This is a genomic window from Paenibacillus sp. Y5S-9 (assembly GCF_036894235.1).
GTDB lineage: Bacteria > Bacillota > Bacilli > Paenibacillales > Paenibacillaceae > Paenibacillus.
Genome location: NZ_CP145887.1, coordinates 6068516 through 6085574, shown reverse-complemented (window position 1 = coordinate 6085574; position 17059 = coordinate 6068516). Strand labels below are relative to the sequence as shown.

Here is a 17059-nt window from a genome sequence, read left to right as displayed (position 1 = left end):
AAAGACATCCGCCGATCAAAGTTGCTCTTTTTTCGAACGACATTTCGAGTAAGGGCTTTTCTTTATTTGTGGATGCATTGCTTTGCTCTGTATGTGTACCATTATAAGGTTACAAACAGAGGTTCGCAACGAAATTTTTAAAGTGAGTAGACATTGAGGGGTGAGTTTAAGTTGGCAGGACATCTTGTTCAATATGGTCGACGCACTCGGCGCAGTTATGCACGAATTAACGAGATACTCGAAGTTCCGAACCTGATTGAAATCCAACAAAAATCTTATGATTGGTTTTTGGAGGAAGGGTTGCGCGAAATGTTCCAGGATATCTCGCCGATCCAGGATTTTACAGGTAACTTGATTTTGGAATTTATCGATTACAGTCTCGGTGAACCGAAGTATACAGTAGACGACGCGAAAGAGCGTGACGTTACGTATGCAGCACCGCTTCGGGTCAAAGTCCGGCTCATTAATAAGGAAACCGGCGAAGTCAAAGAGCAGGAAGTATTCATGGGAGATTTCCCGCTGATGACCAACACGGGCACATTTATTATTAATGGTGCGGAACGGGTTATTGTCAGCCAGTTGGTTCGCTCTCCTAGCGTTTACTTCAGTACCAAAGTAGATAAAAACGCCAAAAAAACGTATACCGCTACAGTTATTCCTAACCGCGGCGCTTGGTTGGAACTGGAGATGGACGCGAAGGATGTTGTTTACGTCCGGATCGACCGTACACGTAAAATACCGGTTACGGTTCTCCTGCGTTCACTTGGTTTTGGCACAGATGCTGAGATTCTGGATCTGCTCGGTAATGACGAATATATCCGCAACACACTGGACAAAGACAACACGGATTCCACGGAGAAAGCACTCATTGAGATCTATGAGCGTCTTCGTCCGGGCGAGCCGCCAACGCTGGATAATGCGAAAAGCTTGCTCGTAGCACGTTTCTTTGATCCAAAACGTTATGACCTGGCTAATGTAGGTCGTTACAAAATGAATAAAAAACTTCACATCAAAAACCGTTTGTTTAACCAGCGCTTGGCTGAGTCACTTGTTGACGCTGAGACAGGTGAAATCATTGCTGAAGCAGGTCAAATGGTTGATCGTCGTTTGTTGGATGAAATCATGCCGTATCTGGAGAAAAGCGTTGGATTCCGCACTTATCACGTGGGTAACGGCGTTTTGGATGCCAATGATATCCCTATGCAAACGATTGATGTGTTCTCACCAACTGAAGATGGTAAAGTGGTCAAACTGATTGCCAATGCAAACATTGACAAGTCCGTTAAAAACGTGACACCGGCGGATATTATTTCGTCCATCAGTTATTTCCTTAACCTTCTGCAGGGAATTGGTAGCACGGATGATATCGATCATCTGGGTAACCGTCGTTTGCGTTCGGTGGGTGAACTCCTGCAGAACCAGTTCCGTATCGGTTTGTCCCGTATGGAGCGTGTGGTTCGTGAGAGAATGTCCATTCAAGATGCTAACGTAATTACACCACAGGCTTTGATCAACATACGTCCTGTTATTGCATCGATTAAAGAGTTCTTTGGTAGCTCTCAGTTGTCACAGTTTATGGATCAAACGAACCCACTGGGTGAGTTGACACATAAACGTCGTTTGTCCGCACTCGGACCCGGTGGTTTGACGCGTGAGCGTGCAGGTATGGAAGTGCGTGACGTCCATCCATCACACTATGGCCGTATGTGTCCAATCGAGACTCCAGAGGGACCAAACATCGGTTTGATCAACTCCTTGTCTACGTTCGCCCGTGTGAATGAATATGGCTTCATTGAAGCTCCATATCGTTGGGTTGATCCGAAGACAGGTATTGTAACCGAGCAAATTGATTACCTGACAGCGGACGAAGAGGACAACTATGTTATCGCGCAAGCGAATGCAAAGTTGAACGAAGACGGTACATTTGAAGAAGAAGCGATCATTGTACGTTACAACAAACAGTCGGATAACATTCTTACGATGCCGAGTGAGCGAGTTGACTACATGGACGTATCTCCTAAACAGGTTGTATCCGTCGCTACAGCGCTGATCCCGTTCCTTGAGAACGATGACTCCAACCGTGCACTCATGGGATCTAACATGCAGCGGCAGGCGGTTCCACTCTTGATTCCTAAAGCACCACTTGTAGGAACAGGTATGGAGCACAAAGCTGCAAAAGATTCTGGTGTATGTATTGTCTCCGATTATGACGGAATTATTGAACGTTCTTCTGCGAACGAAATTTGGCTCCGTCGTGTTGAAGAAGTGGACGGTCAGGAAGTTAAAGGCGATATCGTTAAATATAAATTACACAAATTTATGCGTTCGAACCAAGGAACATGCATTAACCAGCGTCCGATTGTCAAAAGAGGTGCTGCTGTCAAAGCTGGCGATATCCTCGCTGATGGTCCTTCAACGGAAATGGGTGAATTGGCTCTGGGACGTAACGTTGTTGTTGCCTTCATGACTTGGGAAGGTTACAACTACGAGGATGCGATCTTGCTCAGTGAAAAACTCGTTAAGGAAGATGTATACACATCCATCCATATCGAGGAGTATGAGTCAGAAGCACGTGATACCAAGCTTGGACCTGAAGAGATCACACGTGATATCCCTAACGTTGGGGAAGAAGCGTTGCGTAACTTGGATGAGCGCGGTATTATCCGCATCGGTGCTGAGATCAGTGCTGGCGACATTCTGGTTGGTAAAGTAACACCTAAGGGTGTAACAGAGCTGACAGCAGAAGAACGTCTCTTGCATGCAATCTTTGGTGAGAAAGCACGTGAAGTACGTGATACTTCCTTGCGTGTACCACATGGTACTGACGGTATCGTAGTAGACGTGAAAGTATTTACCCGTGAAAACGGTGATGAACTGCCTCCAGGTGTTAACCAACTCGTTCGTGTATATATCGCTCAAAAACGGAAAATTTCCGAGGGTGATAAAATGGCCGGACGTCACGGTAACAAAGGGGTCGTGGCCCGCATCTTGCCGGAAGAAGATATGCCTTTCCTGCCAGACGGTACACCAGTTCAGATCGTTCTTAACCCACTGGGCGTACCTTCCCGGATGAATATCGGTCAAGTGCTCGAGGTTCACTTGGGTATGGCCGCGATGCAACTGGGTATTCACGTAGCAACTCCTGTATTCGACGGAGCGAAGGAGTATGACGTCTTCGATACGATGGAAGAAGCAGGTATGCAACGTAATGGTAAAACTGTCCTGTATGATGGTCGTACAGGTGAAGAGTTTGAACGTGAAGTTACCGTAGGTGTCATGCACATGATCAAATTGGCACACATGGTTGATGATAAAATCCATGCCCGTTCCACGGGTCCTTACTCACTTGTTACGCAACAGCCATTGGGTGGTAAAGCCCAATTTGGTGGACAGCGTTTCGGGGAGATGGAAGTATGGGCGCTTGAGGCATACGGTGCTGCTTATACACTGCAAGAAATCTTGACTGTTAAATCCGATGACGTTGTTGGTCGGGTTAAAACGTATGAATCCATTGTCAAAGGTGAGAATGTTCCGGAACCAGGTGTTCCTGAATCATTCAAAGTATTGATCAAAGAGCTGCAAAGCTTGGGTATGGACGTTAAGATTTTGAGCGAAGATGAGCAAGAGATTGAAATGAGAGAAATGGACGATGAAGATGACGCTGCGAGCGATAAGCTCAGCCTCAACCTTGAGGGTACAGAGGTCGGAGCGGAATAAACCGCTTCGAGCGCATGATGACCGGCGTTTTTCATCAGGCTCGCGTCTTGCTCCGGCTTCGGCCGGAGTGGGCGTAACCTAGAATACAGGAATTGGTTAAGGAGGGTTGCTCCTTGTTGGACGTCAACAATTTCGAATACATGAAGATCGGGCTTGCTTCCCCAGAGAAAATTCGTTCTTGGTCCCGCGGAGAAGTGAAAAAACCGGAAACGATCAACTATCGTACGTTGAAACCGGAAAAAGAAGGGCTGTTCTGCGAAAAGATTTTTGGCCCTACAAAAGACTGGGAATGTCATTGCGGTAAATACAAACGCGTCCGTTATAAAGGCGTTGTCTGTGATCGTTGTGGCGTTGAAGTAACACGTGCGAAAGTACGCCGCGAACGGATGGGCCATATTGAGCTCGCTGCTCCGGTATCGCATATCTGGTACTTCAAAGGTATTCCGAGCCGTATGGGTCTTGCTCTGGATATGTCTCCAAGATCTCTTGAAGAGATTATTTATTTTGCATCATATGTTGTAACTGATCCAGGAGAAACTCCACTGGAGAAAAAACAGCTGTTGTCCGAGAAAGAATACCGCAGTTATCGTGAAAAATACGGCTATGGTTTCCAGGCTGGCATGGGCGCAGAAGCGGTTAAAAAACTGCTTCAAGACCTTGATATAGACAAAGAGCTCGAGTTCCTGAAAGAAGAGCTCCGGACTGCGCAAGGACAACGTCGTAATCGTGCAATCAAACGTCTGGAAGTTATCGAAGCATTCCGCAACTCCGGCAACAAGCCAGAGTGGATGATCATGGATGTACTTCCTGTTATCCCGCCGGAACTTCGTCCAATGGTACAGTTGGATGGTGGACGTTTTGCAACGTCTGACCTGAATGACTTGTATCGCCGTGTAATCAACCGGAACAACCGTCTGAAACGTCTGCTTGATCTGGGCGCGCCAGATATTATCGTGCAAAATGAAAAACGGATGTTGCAGGAAGCTGTTGACGCATTGATCGATAATGGTCGTCGCGGACGTCCGGTAACGGGTCCTGGTAACCGTCCATTGAAATCTCTCAGCCACATGCTGAAAGGTAAACAAGGACGTTTCCGTCAGAACTTGCTCGGTAAACGGGTTGACTATTCTGGTCGGTCCGTTATCGTTGTTGGACCTTACCTGAAAATGTATCAGTGTGGTCTGCCAAAAGATATGGCACTTGAATTGTTCAAGCCTTTCGTTATGAAAGAGCTTGTAAATAAAGGGCTTGCCCACAACATCAAGAGCGCGAAACGTAAAGTTGAGCGTGTAAGTCCTGAAGTATGGGATGTTCTTGAAGAAGTAATCAAGGAGCATCCGGTTCTGTTGAACCGTGCCCCTACGCTTCACAGACTCGGTATTCAAGCATTTGAACCGATTCTCGTTGAAGGTAAAGCAATTCGTCTTCACCCACTCGTATGTACGGCATACAATGCCGACTTTGACGGTGACCAAATGGCCGTGCACGTTCCGTTGTCCGCTGAAGCTCAAGCGGAAGCACGTATCCTGATGCTTGCATCTGGTAACATTTTGAACCCGAAAGACGGTAAACCGGTTGTTACTCCTTCCCAGGATATGGTGCTTGGTTCTTATTACCTCACTATGGACAACAAGGAAGAAAAGGGCACAGGTATGATCTTGCGTACAGTTAACGAAGCTGTATCTGCATATCAACGTGGTACTGCTGGTCTGCATGCTCGTGTTGCTATTCCGGTTAAGGCGCTTGGTAAAACAAGCTTCACGGAAGAACAGCAAGAAGGAATGTTGCTGACAACTATCGGTAAAATTATCTTTAACGAAATTTTCCCGGCAAGCTTCCCGTATATCAATGATGCGACTCGTGCTAACCTATACCAAGGTACTGCAGATCACTCATTTGTATATGAAAAAGGTGCTGATCTCAGAGAAGCTATTATGAATGCTCCTCTGGCTGGCGGTGTCGGTAAAGAATACCTCGGCTCCATCATTGCACGTTGTTTTGAAATTTATCACACAACGGAAACAGCCGTTATTTTGGATAAAATCAAACAACTTGGATTCACATACTCTACACGTGCCGGTATTACGGTTGCGGTATCTGATGTTATCGTTCCGCCTGAGAAGTTTGAAATTCTTAGACAGTCTGAGGAAAAAGCACAAATCGTTACGAATCAGTACCGTCGTGGTCTGATTACGAATGAAGAGCGCTATGACCGTATCATTGATATCTGGTCAAAATCCAAAGATGACATCACTGAGATTCTGATGAAGTCCATGGATCGTTACAACTCGATCATGATGATGGTAGACTCCAAAGCACGGGGTAACAAATCGCAAATCACCCAATTGGGCGGTATGCGTGGTCTGATGGCCAACCCATCCGGTCGTATTATCGAACTCCCAATCAAATCGAACTTCCGTGAAGGTCTGACAGTACTCGAGTACTTTATCTCCACTCACGGAGCGCGTAAAGGTTTGGCGGATACAGCCCTGCGTACAGCCGATTCAGGTTACCTGACTCGTCGTCTCGTAGACGTAGCCCAAGACGTAATCGTGCGTGATGATGATTGTGGTACAGATAAAGGCTTTACGGTAAGTCGTATCCAGGATGGTAAAGAGGTTATTGAAGATCTCTACGACCGTATTGAAGGCAGATACTGCTTCGAGACAGTTCGTCATCCGGAAACAAAAGAAATCATTGCAGGTCGCAATGAGTTGATTGACTCCGATAAAGCAGAAGCGATCATCAAAGCGGGAATCACCAAATTGCAAATCCGCTCCGTACTCAGCTGCCGTGCAAGTCATGGTGTCTGCAAGAAGTGTTATGGTCGTAACCTTGCGACAGGTAAACACGTGGAGATTGGTGAAGCAGTTGGTATCATTGCAGCACAATCCATTGGTGAGCCAGGAACACAGCTTACAATGCGTACGTTCCACACCGGCGGTGTAGCCGGAGACGATATTACGCAAGGTTTGCCGCGTATCCAAGAGTTGTTTGAAGCTCGTAATCCTAAGGGTCAAGCAACGATCAGTGAGATTGATGGTGTGGTAAAAGAGATTCGCGAAGCGAAAGATCGTCGTGAAATTGAAATTCAAGGTGAAGCGGAGTCCAAAGTATACTCCGTTACCTACGGTTCCCGTGTGCGCGTAAGCGAAGGCATGGAAATTGAAGCTGGTGACGAGTTGACAGACGGTTCCATTGATCCAAAAGAAATGCTGCGCATTAAAGGCGTACGTGGCGTACAAAACTACATTTTGCAGGAAGTACAGCGCGTATACCGTAACCAAGGCGTAGAAATCAATGACAAACACGTTGAAGTTATGATCCGTCAAATGCTGCGTAAAATCCGCATCGTAGATGCAGGAGATACAACGCTGTTGCCAGGATCGTTCGTTGATACGCATGAGTACGAAAGAGCTAACAAAATTGCGATTCTTAGTGATAAAGAGCCAGCGGTTGCTAAACCAATCCTGCTCGGTATTACGAAAGCATCCCTGGAAACAGACTCCTTCCTCTCGGCGGCTTCGTTCCAAGAAACTACACGTGTACTGACAGATGCAGCGATCAAAGGTAAAGTCGATCAGTTGCTAGGTCTGAAGGAAAATGTAATCATCGGTAAATTGATTCCTGCAGGTACAGGTATGCACCGTTACCGCAGCATCAAATTTGCTGAGCCAGAAGATGGTCAATCTTCAGTAGAAGAACTTGAGCCAGTTTCGGTTGATTAAATAGATTCCTCCTCATTTAGAGGAGAATGAAAGTTTTGTACTTCAGGAGGCGGACGCTTGTATAATGCAGGCGGACGAATCCTGATGTGCGTAAACTTTTAAAAAATGTTTTAGGATTAGCATTGACAATGCTTGCGCTAGATGCTAATATATCAAAGGTGCGTGGGCAGCTGATTGTACATGGTTCTATTCGGAGGAATGCACAATGTCTAATGAAAAAGCCTTGCAAGATGCTCATGTCAAAATAGGTACCAAACAGACCATGCGGATGGTGCAGACAGGTATGGCTTCTGAAGTCTATGTCGCAGAAGATAGTGATCCGCAGCTCACTTCCAAAATCATTGCTTTGTGTGAACAACACAATGTGAAGTACACGAAAGTGGATACAATGAAAAATCTCGGCAAAGCTTGCGGGATTGGAGTGGGAGCAGCTATGGCTGCTGTCGTAAAATGATAGTGTAAGGAACGTTTTTGTCCGAGAACTTTTAGGGATTCTCTAAGGCAAAAACTTTTCATTTGTCTTTTTATGAACCGCCTGGGTCTGTGGACTTAGCGAAAAGAGGTTTATAAAGAAACATGAATATTTGAGGAAGGGGGTGGCAATCACATGCCAACTATTAATCAACTGGTTCGTAAAGGACGTCAAGCAAAAGTTGAGAAGTCAAAATCTCCAGCTTTGCAAAAAGGATTCAACGCTTTGAAACGTGAATCTACTAACATCAGTGCCCCACAAAAACGTGGTGTCTGCACTCGTGTAGGTACAATGACTCCACGTAAACCAAACTCTGCACTTCGTAAGTATGCTCGTGTTCGTTTGACGAACCGTCTCGAGGTAACTGCTTATATCCCGGGAATCGGACATAACCTTCAAGAGCACAGTGTGGTATTGATCCGCGGAGGTAAAGTTAAAGACCTTGCAGGAGTTCGTTATCACATCGTTCGTGGAGCTCTCGATACTGCAGGCGTAAACAACCGTATGCAAGCTCGTTCGAAATACGGTGCAAAACGTCCAAAAGCTAAAAAAGCCTAAACCATTATAAGCAGAGAACCTGAAAGCCTTCTGGCTTAGGTCTGGAAGGTACAGGGTCTGCTGAACAAGAAAGAAAGGGGGATATCCATGCCACGCAAAGGTCCAGTTACGAAAAGAGACGTGTTGCCAGATCCGGTATACAACAGCAAGTTGGTTACTCGTTTGATCAATCGCATCATGCTCGACGGAAAACGCGGTGTTGCTCAAAGCATTCTGTATAATGCGTTCAAGTTGATTCAAGAACGTACGGGTAATGACCCGATGGAAGTATTTGAAGCAGCAATCAAGAATATCATGCCAGTCCTGGAAGTTAAAGCTCGCCGTGTCGGCGGTGCCAACTACCAAGTACCAATCGAGGTAAAACCAGAGAGACGTACTGCTCTGGGACTACGTTGGCTCGTGAACTACTCCCGCAACCGCGGTGAGAAAACAATGGAAGAGCGTTTGGCGGCTGAGATCATCGACGCTTCCAACAACACAGGCGCTTCCGTTAAAAAACGTGAAGATACGCACAAAATGGCTGAAGCGAACAAAGCGTTTGCTCACTACCGTTGGTAGGATTCAGTTCACAATAAAAAAACTTCAATTTTGAAGGGAGACCCATTTCATGGCTAGAGAGTTCTCCTTGAAAAATACACGTAATATCGGGATCATGGCTCATATTGATGCGGGTAAAACCACGACAACTGAGCGGATCTTGTTCTACACAGGACGTACGCACAAAATCGGTGAAGTACACGAAGGCGCTGCGACAATGGACTGGATGGAACAGGAACAGGAGCGCGGAATTACGATTACTTCCGCTGCAACTACCGCTGCTTGGAAAGGCCACCGCGTTAATATTATTGATACCCCGGGACACGTTGACTTCACTGTTGAAGTTGAACGTTCCCTTCGTGTATTGGACGGAGCAGTTGGTGTATTCAGTGCGAAAGAAGGCGTTGAGCCTCAGTCCGAAACCGTATGGAGACAGGCTGACAAGTACGGCGTACCTCGTATCGCATATGTAAACAAAATGGATATCATCGGTGCTGACTTCCTGAACGTTGTATCTGACATGCGTGATCGCCTTCAAGCGAACGCTGTTGCAATTCAACTTCCAATCGGCGCTGAAAATGATTTCAAAGGTATCATCGATATCGTTGCACAAAGAGCTCATATGTACAAAGATGATCTTGGACAAGATATCGAAGAAACCGACATTCCTGCAGAATTTGCAGATCAAGTTGAAGAACTTCGCAACGAGTTGATTGAACGCGTTGCTGAACTGGACGAAGATTTGACAATGAAATACCTGGAAGGCGAAGAGATCACAATTGATGAGATCAAAGCCGTACTCCGTAAAGGTGTTGTAGATGTTAAGATCTTCCCGGTTATCTGTGGATCCTCATACCGTAACAAAGGTGTTCAACTGATGTTGGATGCTGTTATCGACTACTTGCCAGCTCCAACAGATGTACCATCAATCACTGGTCATCTTGAAGATGGAACTGAAGCAGTTCGTAAGTCCTCTGATGAAGAGCCATTCTCCGCATTGGCATTCAAAATCATGACTGACCCTTACGTTGGTAAATTGACATTCTTCCGCGTATACTCCGGTGTTCTTCAATCCGGATCATATGTATTGAATGCCACTAAAAACAAACGTGAGCGTATCGGTCGTATCCTTCAAATGCACGCGAACAGCCGTCAAGAGATCACTGAAGTTTACTCCGGTGATATTGCAGCTGCCGTAGGTTTGAAAGATACGGGTACAGGTGATACACTATGTGATGAGAAAAATCCGGTTATCCTGGAGTCAATGAACTTCCCTGATCCGGTTATCGAAATCGCCGTTGAACCTAAAACCAAAGCTGACCAAGATAAAATGGGTGTTGCTCTCGGTAAGTTGACTGAAGAGGATCCAACTCTTCGTGCTCATACTGACGAAGAAACAGGTCAAACAATCTTGGCAGGTATGGGTGAGCTTCACCTTGATATCATCATCGACCGTATGCGTCGTGAGTTCAAGGTTGAAACTACTGTGGGTAAACCACAAGTAGCTTACCGTGAAACATTCCGTGCTCCAGCGCGCGTTGAAGGTAAATTCGTACGTCAATCCGGTGGTCGTGGTCAATACGGTCACGTATGGGTTGAATTCGAACCTCTCGAGCCGGGTACAGGCAGCCAGTTCGAAAGTAAGGTTGTCGGTGGTTCCGTACCTAGAGAATACATTCAACCTGCACTGTCAGGGATTGAAGAGCAAATGAAAAACGGCGTTATTGCAGGCTTCCCGCTTGTTGACGTTAAGGCTACAATCGTAGACGGATCTTACCATGATGTCGATTCCAATGAGATGGCATTTAAAATTGCCGGATCTATGGCGCTTAAAGCGGCTAAAGACAAGTGTAAACCAGTTCTTCTTGAGCCTATCATGAAAGTAGAAGTAACTGTTCCAGAAGAGTACATGGGTGACGTAATGGGTATGTTGAACTCCCGTCGTGGCCGCATCGAAGGTATGGATTCCCGTAGTGGAGCTCAAATCATCCGTGCTAAGGTACCTCTGTCTGAAATGTTTGGTTACTCTACAACTCTTCGTTCCGGTACTCAAGGACGCGGCGTATTCTCCATGGAACTCTCTCATTATGAAGAAGTTCCTAAGAGCATCGCTGAAGAAATCGTTGCCAAAACAAAAGGCACCGAGTAGTTTTCTCACACTGGATGCAAGTGCATAAGAATTTAATTCGGAGCACTTCATTCAGTGAAAACATAAAATTATAATTTTAAGGAGGCCACGTTCAAATGGCAAAGGCTAAATACGAACGTAATAAACCCCACGTTAACATCGGTACTATCGGTCACGTCGATCATGGTAAAACAACACTGACTGCTGCAATCACAACTGTATTGTCCAAAACTTACGGTGGTGCTGCTGTAGCATTCGACCAAATCGACAAAGCGCCAGAAGAGCGCGAGCGCGGTATCACTATCTCCACAGCACACGTTGAGTACGAAACTGACACTCGTCACTACGCTCACGTAGACTGCCCAGGTCACGCCGACTATGTTAAAAACATGATCACTGGCGCGGCACAAATGGACGGAGCTATCTTGGTAGTATCCGCAGCTGACGGCCCAATGCCACAAACTCGTGAGCACATCTTGCTCTCCCGTCAAGTAGGCGTACCTTACATTGTTGTATTCTTGAACAAATGTGACATGGTTGAAGACGAAGAGTTGTTGGAATTGGTTGAGATGGAAGTTCGCGACCTTCTTAACGAATATGAGTTCCCAGGTGACGATACTCCAATCACTCGTGGATCCGCTCGTGAAGCACTGGCAAACCCAGATGGCGAATGGGCTCAAAAAATCGTTGAGATGTTCAAAGAGATCGACACTTACATCCCACTGCCTGAGCGTCAAACTGACAAACCTTTCTTGATGCCTGTCGAGGACGTATTCTCCATCACTGGTCGTGGTACTGTTGCTACTGGCCGTGTAGAGCGTGGTACTGTTAAAGTCGGCGAAGAGATCGAAATCGTTGGTATCACTGAAGAAACTAAAAAATCTGTTGTAACAGGCGTTGAGATGTTCCGCAAATTGCTGGATTCCGCTCAAGCTGGTGACAACATCGGAGCACTTCTTCGTGGTGTTGACCGTAACAACATCGAGCGTGGCCAAGTTTTGGCTAAACCGGGTTCTGTTAAGCCTCACACAGAATTCACAGCTCAAATCTACGTTCTGACTAAAGAAGAGGGCGGACGTCACAAACCATTCTTCACTGGTTACCGTCCACAGTTCTACTTCCGTACAACTGACGTAACAGGCATCATCAACTTGCCTGAAGGTACTGAAATGGTAATGCCTGGTGATAACATCACTGTTACTGTTTCCCTGATCTCCCCAATCGCGATTGAAGAAGGAACTAAATTCTCCATTCGTGAAGGCGGACGTACAGTAGGTGCCGGTTCCGTAGCATCTATCCAAAAATAATTCGGCTTAACGCTGAATAAAGCATATGTAACAGTGTACTGGAACGAGTAACATTGTATTGTAACGAAGCTTCGGAAGAGTTCTTTATCCGACATCGGATAGAGAACTCTTTTATTATGTTTAAAGCTCGGAACCTGCGTCATACGATGAACATCATTTACGAGTTTAGAAGGATTGGCAAGGCAGCCTGGATATTGAAGATAAACACTGCAATAAACGAAGTCATTTCATCAGAAAAGATAAGTTTAAATGTTTTTCTTAAATATGCTTGCAATACGCCTATCTTTTCTATATAATAATGAATGTTGTTCTGTGACGTTGCGATGATGTGAGAGGTTACTGGCACACCCGGCCCCTTTGCCATGGGAGAGTGGCTAGAAAATTTTCACGGAGTATGTCCGATAAAAAATTGGGCGATAGAAGGAGGGACTAAAATGGCAAAGCAAAAAATTCGTATTCGTTTGAAAGCTTACGACCACAGAATTCTTGATCAATCCGCGGAGAAAATTGTTGAAACAGCAAAACGTTCGGGTGCTGGTGTATCCGGTCCGATTCCGCTTCCTACTGAAAAACAAATCATTACTATTCTTCGTGCGGTGCACAAGTACAAGGATTCTCGGGAACAATTCGAACAACGTACTCATAAACGTTTGATCGACATCGTTAACCCGACTCCACAAACTGTGGATGCCTTGATGCGCTTGGATCTGCCGTCCGGTGTAGATATCGAAATTAAATTGTAATATAGCTACAACAAAGACCATGTATAGAGGAAAAGAGGTGTCAACATGAAAGCAATCTTAGGAAAAAAACTCGGAATGACTCAAGTATTTACTCCTGAAGGTAACGTCGTTCCAGTAACGGTTATCGAAGCAGGCCCTTGTGTTGTTTTGCAAAAGAAAGACATTGAGAATGATGGCTACGAAGCAATTCAAATCGGTTACTCCGATAAGAAAGAGAAAAATGCTAACAAGCCAGAAGCAGGTCACGCTAAAAAAGCGAACACTGCCCCTAAGCGCTACGTTCGTGAAGTTCGCGGTATCAACATCGCAGAATATGAAGTTGGCCAAGAACTGAAAGCTGACATTTTCGCTGAAGGCGAATTCGTTGACGTAACGGGTATTTCTAAAGGTAAAGGTTTTGCCGGCGTTATCAAACGTTGGGGACAAAGCACTGGACCTATGTCACACGGTTCGCGTTACCACCGTGGCCCTGGTTCAATGGGTTCGATCCAAGCTAACCGCGTTCCTAAAGGCAAACGCCTGCCAGGACACATGGGACATGATACTGTTACAATCCAACGTCTTGAAGTAGTTAAAGTAGACGCTGAGCGTAACGTGTTGCTCGTGAAAGGTTCCATTCCTGGACCGAAAAACAGTCTCATTAAAGTTAAAGAAACGGTGAAAAAATAACCACTGAAGAAAGGAGGAACACAAAATGCCAAAAGTATCAGTTTACAATGTAGATGGTAGCCAAGTAGGCGAAGTTGAATTGAACGATGCGGTTTTCGGAATTGAGCCGAACCAACACGTTCTGTACGATGCAGTTCTTATGCAACGCGCTTCCCTTCGTCAAGGTACCCACAAAGTAAAAGGACGTTCTGAAGTACGTGGCGGTGGACGTAAGCCTTGGAAACAAAAAGGTACAGGTCGCGCTCGTCAAGGTTCAATTCGTTCACCACAATGGAAAGGCGGCGGTATCGTATTTGGTCCAACACCACGGAGCTATGCGTATAAACTGCCTAAGAAAGTTCGCCGCTTGGCGATCAAATCAGCCCTTTCATCCAAAGTGCTTGACAATGACATTATCGTTTTGGACGCTCTCACATTGAGCACGCCTAAAACTAAAGAATTCGCAGCCATCTTGAGTAACCTCAAAGTGGGACGTAAAGCTTTGATCGTAGCTCCTAGCTATGATGATAATGTAGCTCTTTCCGCACGGAATATTCCAGGCGTGAAATTCGTAGCTGCTGACGGCATTAATGTTCTTGACGTGCTTTCGCACGACAAATTGATCATTACGAAAGAAGCAGTTCAGAAGGTAGAGGAGGTGCTCGCGTAATGAAGGATCCTCGTGATATTGTAAAACGTCCGATTATTACGGAACGTACTGCTGACATGATGAACGACTTGAAATATGTATTTGAAGTCGATATCCGTGCAAACAAAACCGAGATCAAAAAGGCAGTAGAAGCTATTTTCAATGTAAAAGTGAAAAACGTGAACACGCTTCGTGTTCCAGCTAAGCCGAAACGGTACGGACGTTATTCCGGATATACTAGCGAATGGAAAAAAGCGTTTGTAACGCTGACAAAAGACAGCAAAACGCTTGAGTTCTTTGAAACAGTATAATTGAATTTTTGAAGTAAGGAGGGAAACCCAGTGCCAATCAAAAAGTATAAACCAACATCCCCGGCAAGACGGAACATGTCCGTTTCTACATTTGAGGAAATCACCACAAATCAGCCGGAGAAATCGTTGTTGGCCCCGTTGAGCAAACAAGCAGGCCGCAACAACCAAGGTAAAATTACAGTTCGTCACCATGGTGGTGGACACAAACGTAAATACCGTATCATTGACTTCAAACGTACTAAAGATGGAATACCGGGCCGCGTTGCTACGATTGAGTATGACCCGAACCGTACATCCAACATCGCTCTGATTCACTATGCTGATGGTGAGAAACGTTATATCATCGCTCCTAAAGGTTTGAAAGTTGGAGATCAAGTATTCTCCGGACCTGAATCAGACATCAAAATCGGTAACGCACTGCCACTCGAAAACATTCCAGTAGGTACCGTTATCCACAACATCGAGTTGAAACCAGGTAAAGGCGGACAATTGGTTCGTGCTGCTGGTACAGAAGCTCAATTGCTTGGTAAAGAAGAAAAATACGTTTCCGTTCGTCTCTCTTCCGGAGAAGTTCGTCGTATTTTGAAAGTTTGCCGCGCGACAATCGGATCTGTTGGTAACCAAGACCACGAGCTCATCAAAATCGGTAAAGCCGGTCGTAGCCGTTGGTTGGGTAAACGTCCTGAGGTTCGTGGTGTAGTAATGAACCCTAACGATCACCCACACGGTGGTGGTGAAGGTCGTGCTCCAATCGGACGTAAATCGCCAATGTCACCATGGGGTAAACCTACTCTTGGTTATAAAACGCGTAAGAAAAATAAAGCTTCTGATAAATACATCATTCGCCGCCGCACGAAGTAATACACATTGTGCATAACTTCGTGAGGCATCTGCGGATGCATAATAGCTACGTTTGAAGGGAGGATCTCCACATGGGTCGCAGTTTGAAAAAAGGGCCATTCATTGATGGCTACATGCTCAAAAAGGTAGAAGAGATGGAAGCTTCAGGTAAGAAGAACGTAATCAAAACCTGGTCCCGTCGTTCTACAATTTTCCCACAATTCATCGGACACACATTTGGCGTTTACGATGGTCGTAAACACGTGCCAGTGTATGTAACTGAGGACATGGTCGGACACAAACTGGGTGAGTTCGCTCCAACCCGTACGTACAAAGGCCATACTGATGATGATAAGAAAACAAGAAGATAAATGAACATCTTTAATGTTTGAGAGGAGGTTACACAATGGAAGCAAAAGCACATGCTAAGTTTATCCGGATTGCTCCTCGTAAAGTTCAACTCGTTGTTGACTTAATTCGCGGCAAGCAAGTAGGTGAGGCGGTTGCCATTCTCCGTCACACTCCGAAATCCGCTTCTCCAATCGTTGAGAAGTTGCTTAACTCCGCTATTGCGAATGCGGAACATAACTATTCTTTGGATGTTAACAACTTGGTTATCTCGCAAGCTTACGTGAACCAAGGACCGACAATGAAACGTTTCCGCCCTCGTGCAATGGGACGTGCAAGTCGTATTAACAAACGTACTAGCCACATTACTTTGGTGGTATCTGAGAAGTAGAAGGAGGGGAAATGTGTGGGCCAAAAGGTAAATCCAGTCGGACTCCGTGTCGGAATTATCCGTGACTGGGAATCTAAGTGGTATGCAGGCAAAGACTTCGGTGATCTTTTGATGGAAGACGTGAGAATTCGTGAATTCCTGAAAAATAAATTGAAAGACTCCGCTTTATCTCGTGTAGAAATTGAGAGAGCGGCTAACCGCGTAAACGTAACGATTCACACTGCTAAACCAGGTATGGTTATTGGTAAGGGTGGTTCGGAAGTTGAAAATCTTCGTAACCAAATTACGAAAATTGCTGGCGGTAAAAAAGTACACATCAACATTTCTGAAATTAAGAACCAAGACTTGGACGCTGTTCTTGTAGCTGAAAGCATTGCACAACAATTGGAACGTCGTGTTTCTTTCCGTCGTGCTCTGAAACAAGCAATTCAAAGAACTATGCGCTCCGGTGCTAAAGGTATCAAAACTCAAGTAGGCGGACGTCTTGGCGGTGCTGAGATCGCACGTTCTGAAGGCTACAGCGAAGGAACTGTTCCACTGCACACACTGCGTGCTGACATTGACTATGGTACAGCAGAGGCTCATACTACTTACGGACGTATCGGCGTAAAAGTATGGATCTATCGTGGAGAGGTTCTTCCTACGGCTAAGAAACAAGCTGCTAAGGAAGGAGGCAACTAAT

Annotated in this window: 15 protein-coding genes; all 15 read left to right on the top strand. The window is 45.6% G+C overall.

Annotation, left to right across the window (positions count from 1 at the left end; genetic code table 11):
• The first annotated feature begins 171 nt into the window (after positions 1 to 171).
• The 15 genes from rpoB (at position 172) to rpsC (ending at position 17058) form a co-directional block, all read left to right on the top strand.
• A complete protein-coding gene (gene rpoB, locus V6669_RS26860; RefSeq protein WP_091039164.1) occupies positions 172 to 3717 on the top strand; it encodes a DNA-directed RNA polymerase subunit beta in 3546 nt (1181 codons plus the stop codon).
• 113 nt (positions 3718 to 3830) lie between these two features.
• A complete protein-coding gene (gene rpoC, locus V6669_RS26855; protein WP_091039166.1) occupies positions 3831 to 7445 on the top strand; it encodes a DNA-directed RNA polymerase subunit beta' in 3615 nt (1204 codons plus the stop codon).
• A 205-nt stretch (positions 7446 to 7650) separates the two neighbouring features.
• Positions 7651 to 7899, top strand: coding sequence for a ribosomal L7Ae/L30e/S12e/Gadd45 family protein (locus V6669_RS26850; protein ID WP_047841123.1), 249 nt, complete (start codon positions 7651 to 7653; stop codon positions 7897 to 7899).
• Between the two features lie 153 nt (positions 7900 to 8052).
• The gene (gene rpsL / locus V6669_RS26845) at positions 8053 to 8475 is read left to right on the top strand and encodes a 30S ribosomal protein S12 (protein ID WP_017692070.1); all 423 of its coding nucleotides are present in this window, start codon (positions 8053 to 8055) and stop codon (positions 8473 to 8475) included.
• A gap of 87 nt (positions 8476 to 8562) precedes the next feature.
• Positions 8563 to 9033, top strand: a complete 471-nt coding sequence (gene rpsG, locus V6669_RS26840) for a 30S ribosomal protein S7 (protein ID WP_018753997.1) — start codon at positions 8563 to 8565, stop codon at positions 9031 to 9033.
• A 49-nt stretch (positions 9034 to 9082) separates the two neighbouring features.
• Positions 9083 to 11161, top strand: coding sequence for an elongation factor G (gene fusA, locus V6669_RS26835; protein WP_091039168.1), 2079 nt, complete (start codon positions 9083 to 9085; stop codon positions 11159 to 11161).
• A gap of 95 nt (positions 11162 to 11256) precedes the next feature.
• Positions 11257 to 12447 (top strand): elongation factor Tu, encoded by a 1191-nt coding sequence (gene tuf, locus V6669_RS26830; RefSeq protein WP_062836181.1) that lies wholly within the window; start codon positions 11257 to 11259, stop codon positions 12445 to 12447.
• Positions 12448 to 12881: 434 nt separating this feature from the next.
• Positions 12882 to 13190 carry a 30S ribosomal protein S10 gene (gene rpsJ / locus V6669_RS26825; protein ID WP_017692074.1) on the top strand — a complete coding sequence of 103 codons (309 nt, stop codon included), beginning with the start codon at positions 12882 to 12884 and terminating at the stop codon, positions 13188 to 13190.
• 45 nt (positions 13191 to 13235) lie between these two features.
• A complete protein-coding gene (gene rplC, locus V6669_RS26820; RefSeq protein WP_024633587.1) occupies positions 13236 to 13859 on the top strand; it encodes a 50S ribosomal protein L3 in 624 nt (207 codons plus the stop codon).
• Between the two features lie 25 nt (positions 13860 to 13884).
• Positions 13885 to 14508, top strand: coding sequence for a 50S ribosomal protein L4 (gene rplD / locus V6669_RS26815; protein ID WP_017692076.1), 624 nt, complete (start codon positions 13885 to 13887; stop codon positions 14506 to 14508).
• Complete coding sequence (gene rplW / locus V6669_RS26810; RefSeq protein ID WP_017692077.1) at positions 14508 to 14798, top strand: 50S ribosomal protein L23; 291 nt, start codon at positions 14508 to 14510, stop codon at positions 14796 to 14798. Before rplD ends, rplW begins: the two co-directional genes overlap by 1 nt.
• A gap of 30 nt (positions 14799 to 14828) precedes the next feature.
• On the top strand, positions 14829 to 15659 hold the full coding sequence (rplB, locus tag V6669_RS26805; RefSeq protein WP_017692078.1) for a 50S ribosomal protein L2: 831 nt from the start codon (positions 14829 to 14831) through the stop codon (positions 15657 to 15659).
• A 71-nt stretch (positions 15660 to 15730) separates the two neighbouring features.
• The gene (gene rpsS, locus V6669_RS26800) at positions 15731 to 16009 is read left to right on the top strand and encodes a 30S ribosomal protein S19 (protein WP_062836183.1); all 279 of its coding nucleotides are present in this window, start codon (positions 15731 to 15733) and stop codon (positions 16007 to 16009) included.
• A 35-nt stretch (positions 16010 to 16044) separates the two neighbouring features.
• Positions 16045 to 16377, top strand: a complete 333-nt coding sequence (gene rplV, locus V6669_RS26795) for a 50S ribosomal protein L22 (protein ID WP_024633583.1) — start codon at positions 16045 to 16047, stop codon at positions 16375 to 16377.
• A 15-nt stretch (positions 16378 to 16392) separates the two neighbouring features.
• Positions 16393 to 17058: a 30S ribosomal protein S3 gene (gene rpsC / locus V6669_RS26790; protein ID WP_076216858.1), complete on the top strand. Its 666-nt coding sequence runs from the start codon at positions 16393 to 16395 to the stop codon at positions 17056 to 17058.
• Position 17059: the final 1 nt, after the last annotated feature.

Coding starts and splice junctions, on each gene's coding strand:
- V6669_RS26850 (WP_047841123.1), top strand. CDS start 7,651: ATGTCTAATGAAAAAGCCTTGCAAGATGCTCATGTCAAAATAGGTACC.
- rpsL (WP_017692070.1), top strand. CDS start 8,053: ATGCCAACTATTAATCAACTGGTTCGTAAAGGACGTCAAGCAAAAGTT.
- rpsG (WP_018753997.1), top strand. CDS start 8,563: ATGCCACGCAAAGGTCCAGTTACGAAAAGAGACGTGTTGCCAGATCCG.
- fusA (WP_091039168.1), top strand. CDS start 9,083: ATGGCTAGAGAGTTCTCCTTGAAAAATACACGTAATATCGGGATCATG.
- tuf (WP_062836181.1), top strand. CDS start 11,257: ATGGCAAAGGCTAAATACGAACGTAATAAACCCCACGTTAACATCGGT.
- rpsJ (WP_017692074.1), top strand. CDS start 12,882: ATGGCAAAGCAAAAAATTCGTATTCGTTTGAAAGCTTACGACCACAGA.
- rplC (WP_024633587.1), top strand. CDS start 13,236: ATGAAAGCAATCTTAGGAAAAAAACTCGGAATGACTCAAGTATTTACT.
- rplD (WP_017692076.1), top strand. CDS start 13,885: ATGCCAAAAGTATCAGTTTACAATGTAGATGGTAGCCAAGTAGGCGAA.
- rplW (WP_017692077.1), top strand. CDS start 14,508: ATGAAGGATCCTCGTGATATTGTAAAACGTCCGATTATTACGGAACGT.
- rpsS (WP_062836183.1), top strand. CDS start 15,731: ATGGGTCGCAGTTTGAAAAAAGGGCCATTCATTGATGGCTACATGCTC.
- rplV (WP_024633583.1), top strand. CDS start 16,045: ATGGAAGCAAAAGCACATGCTAAGTTTATCCGGATTGCTCCTCGTAAA.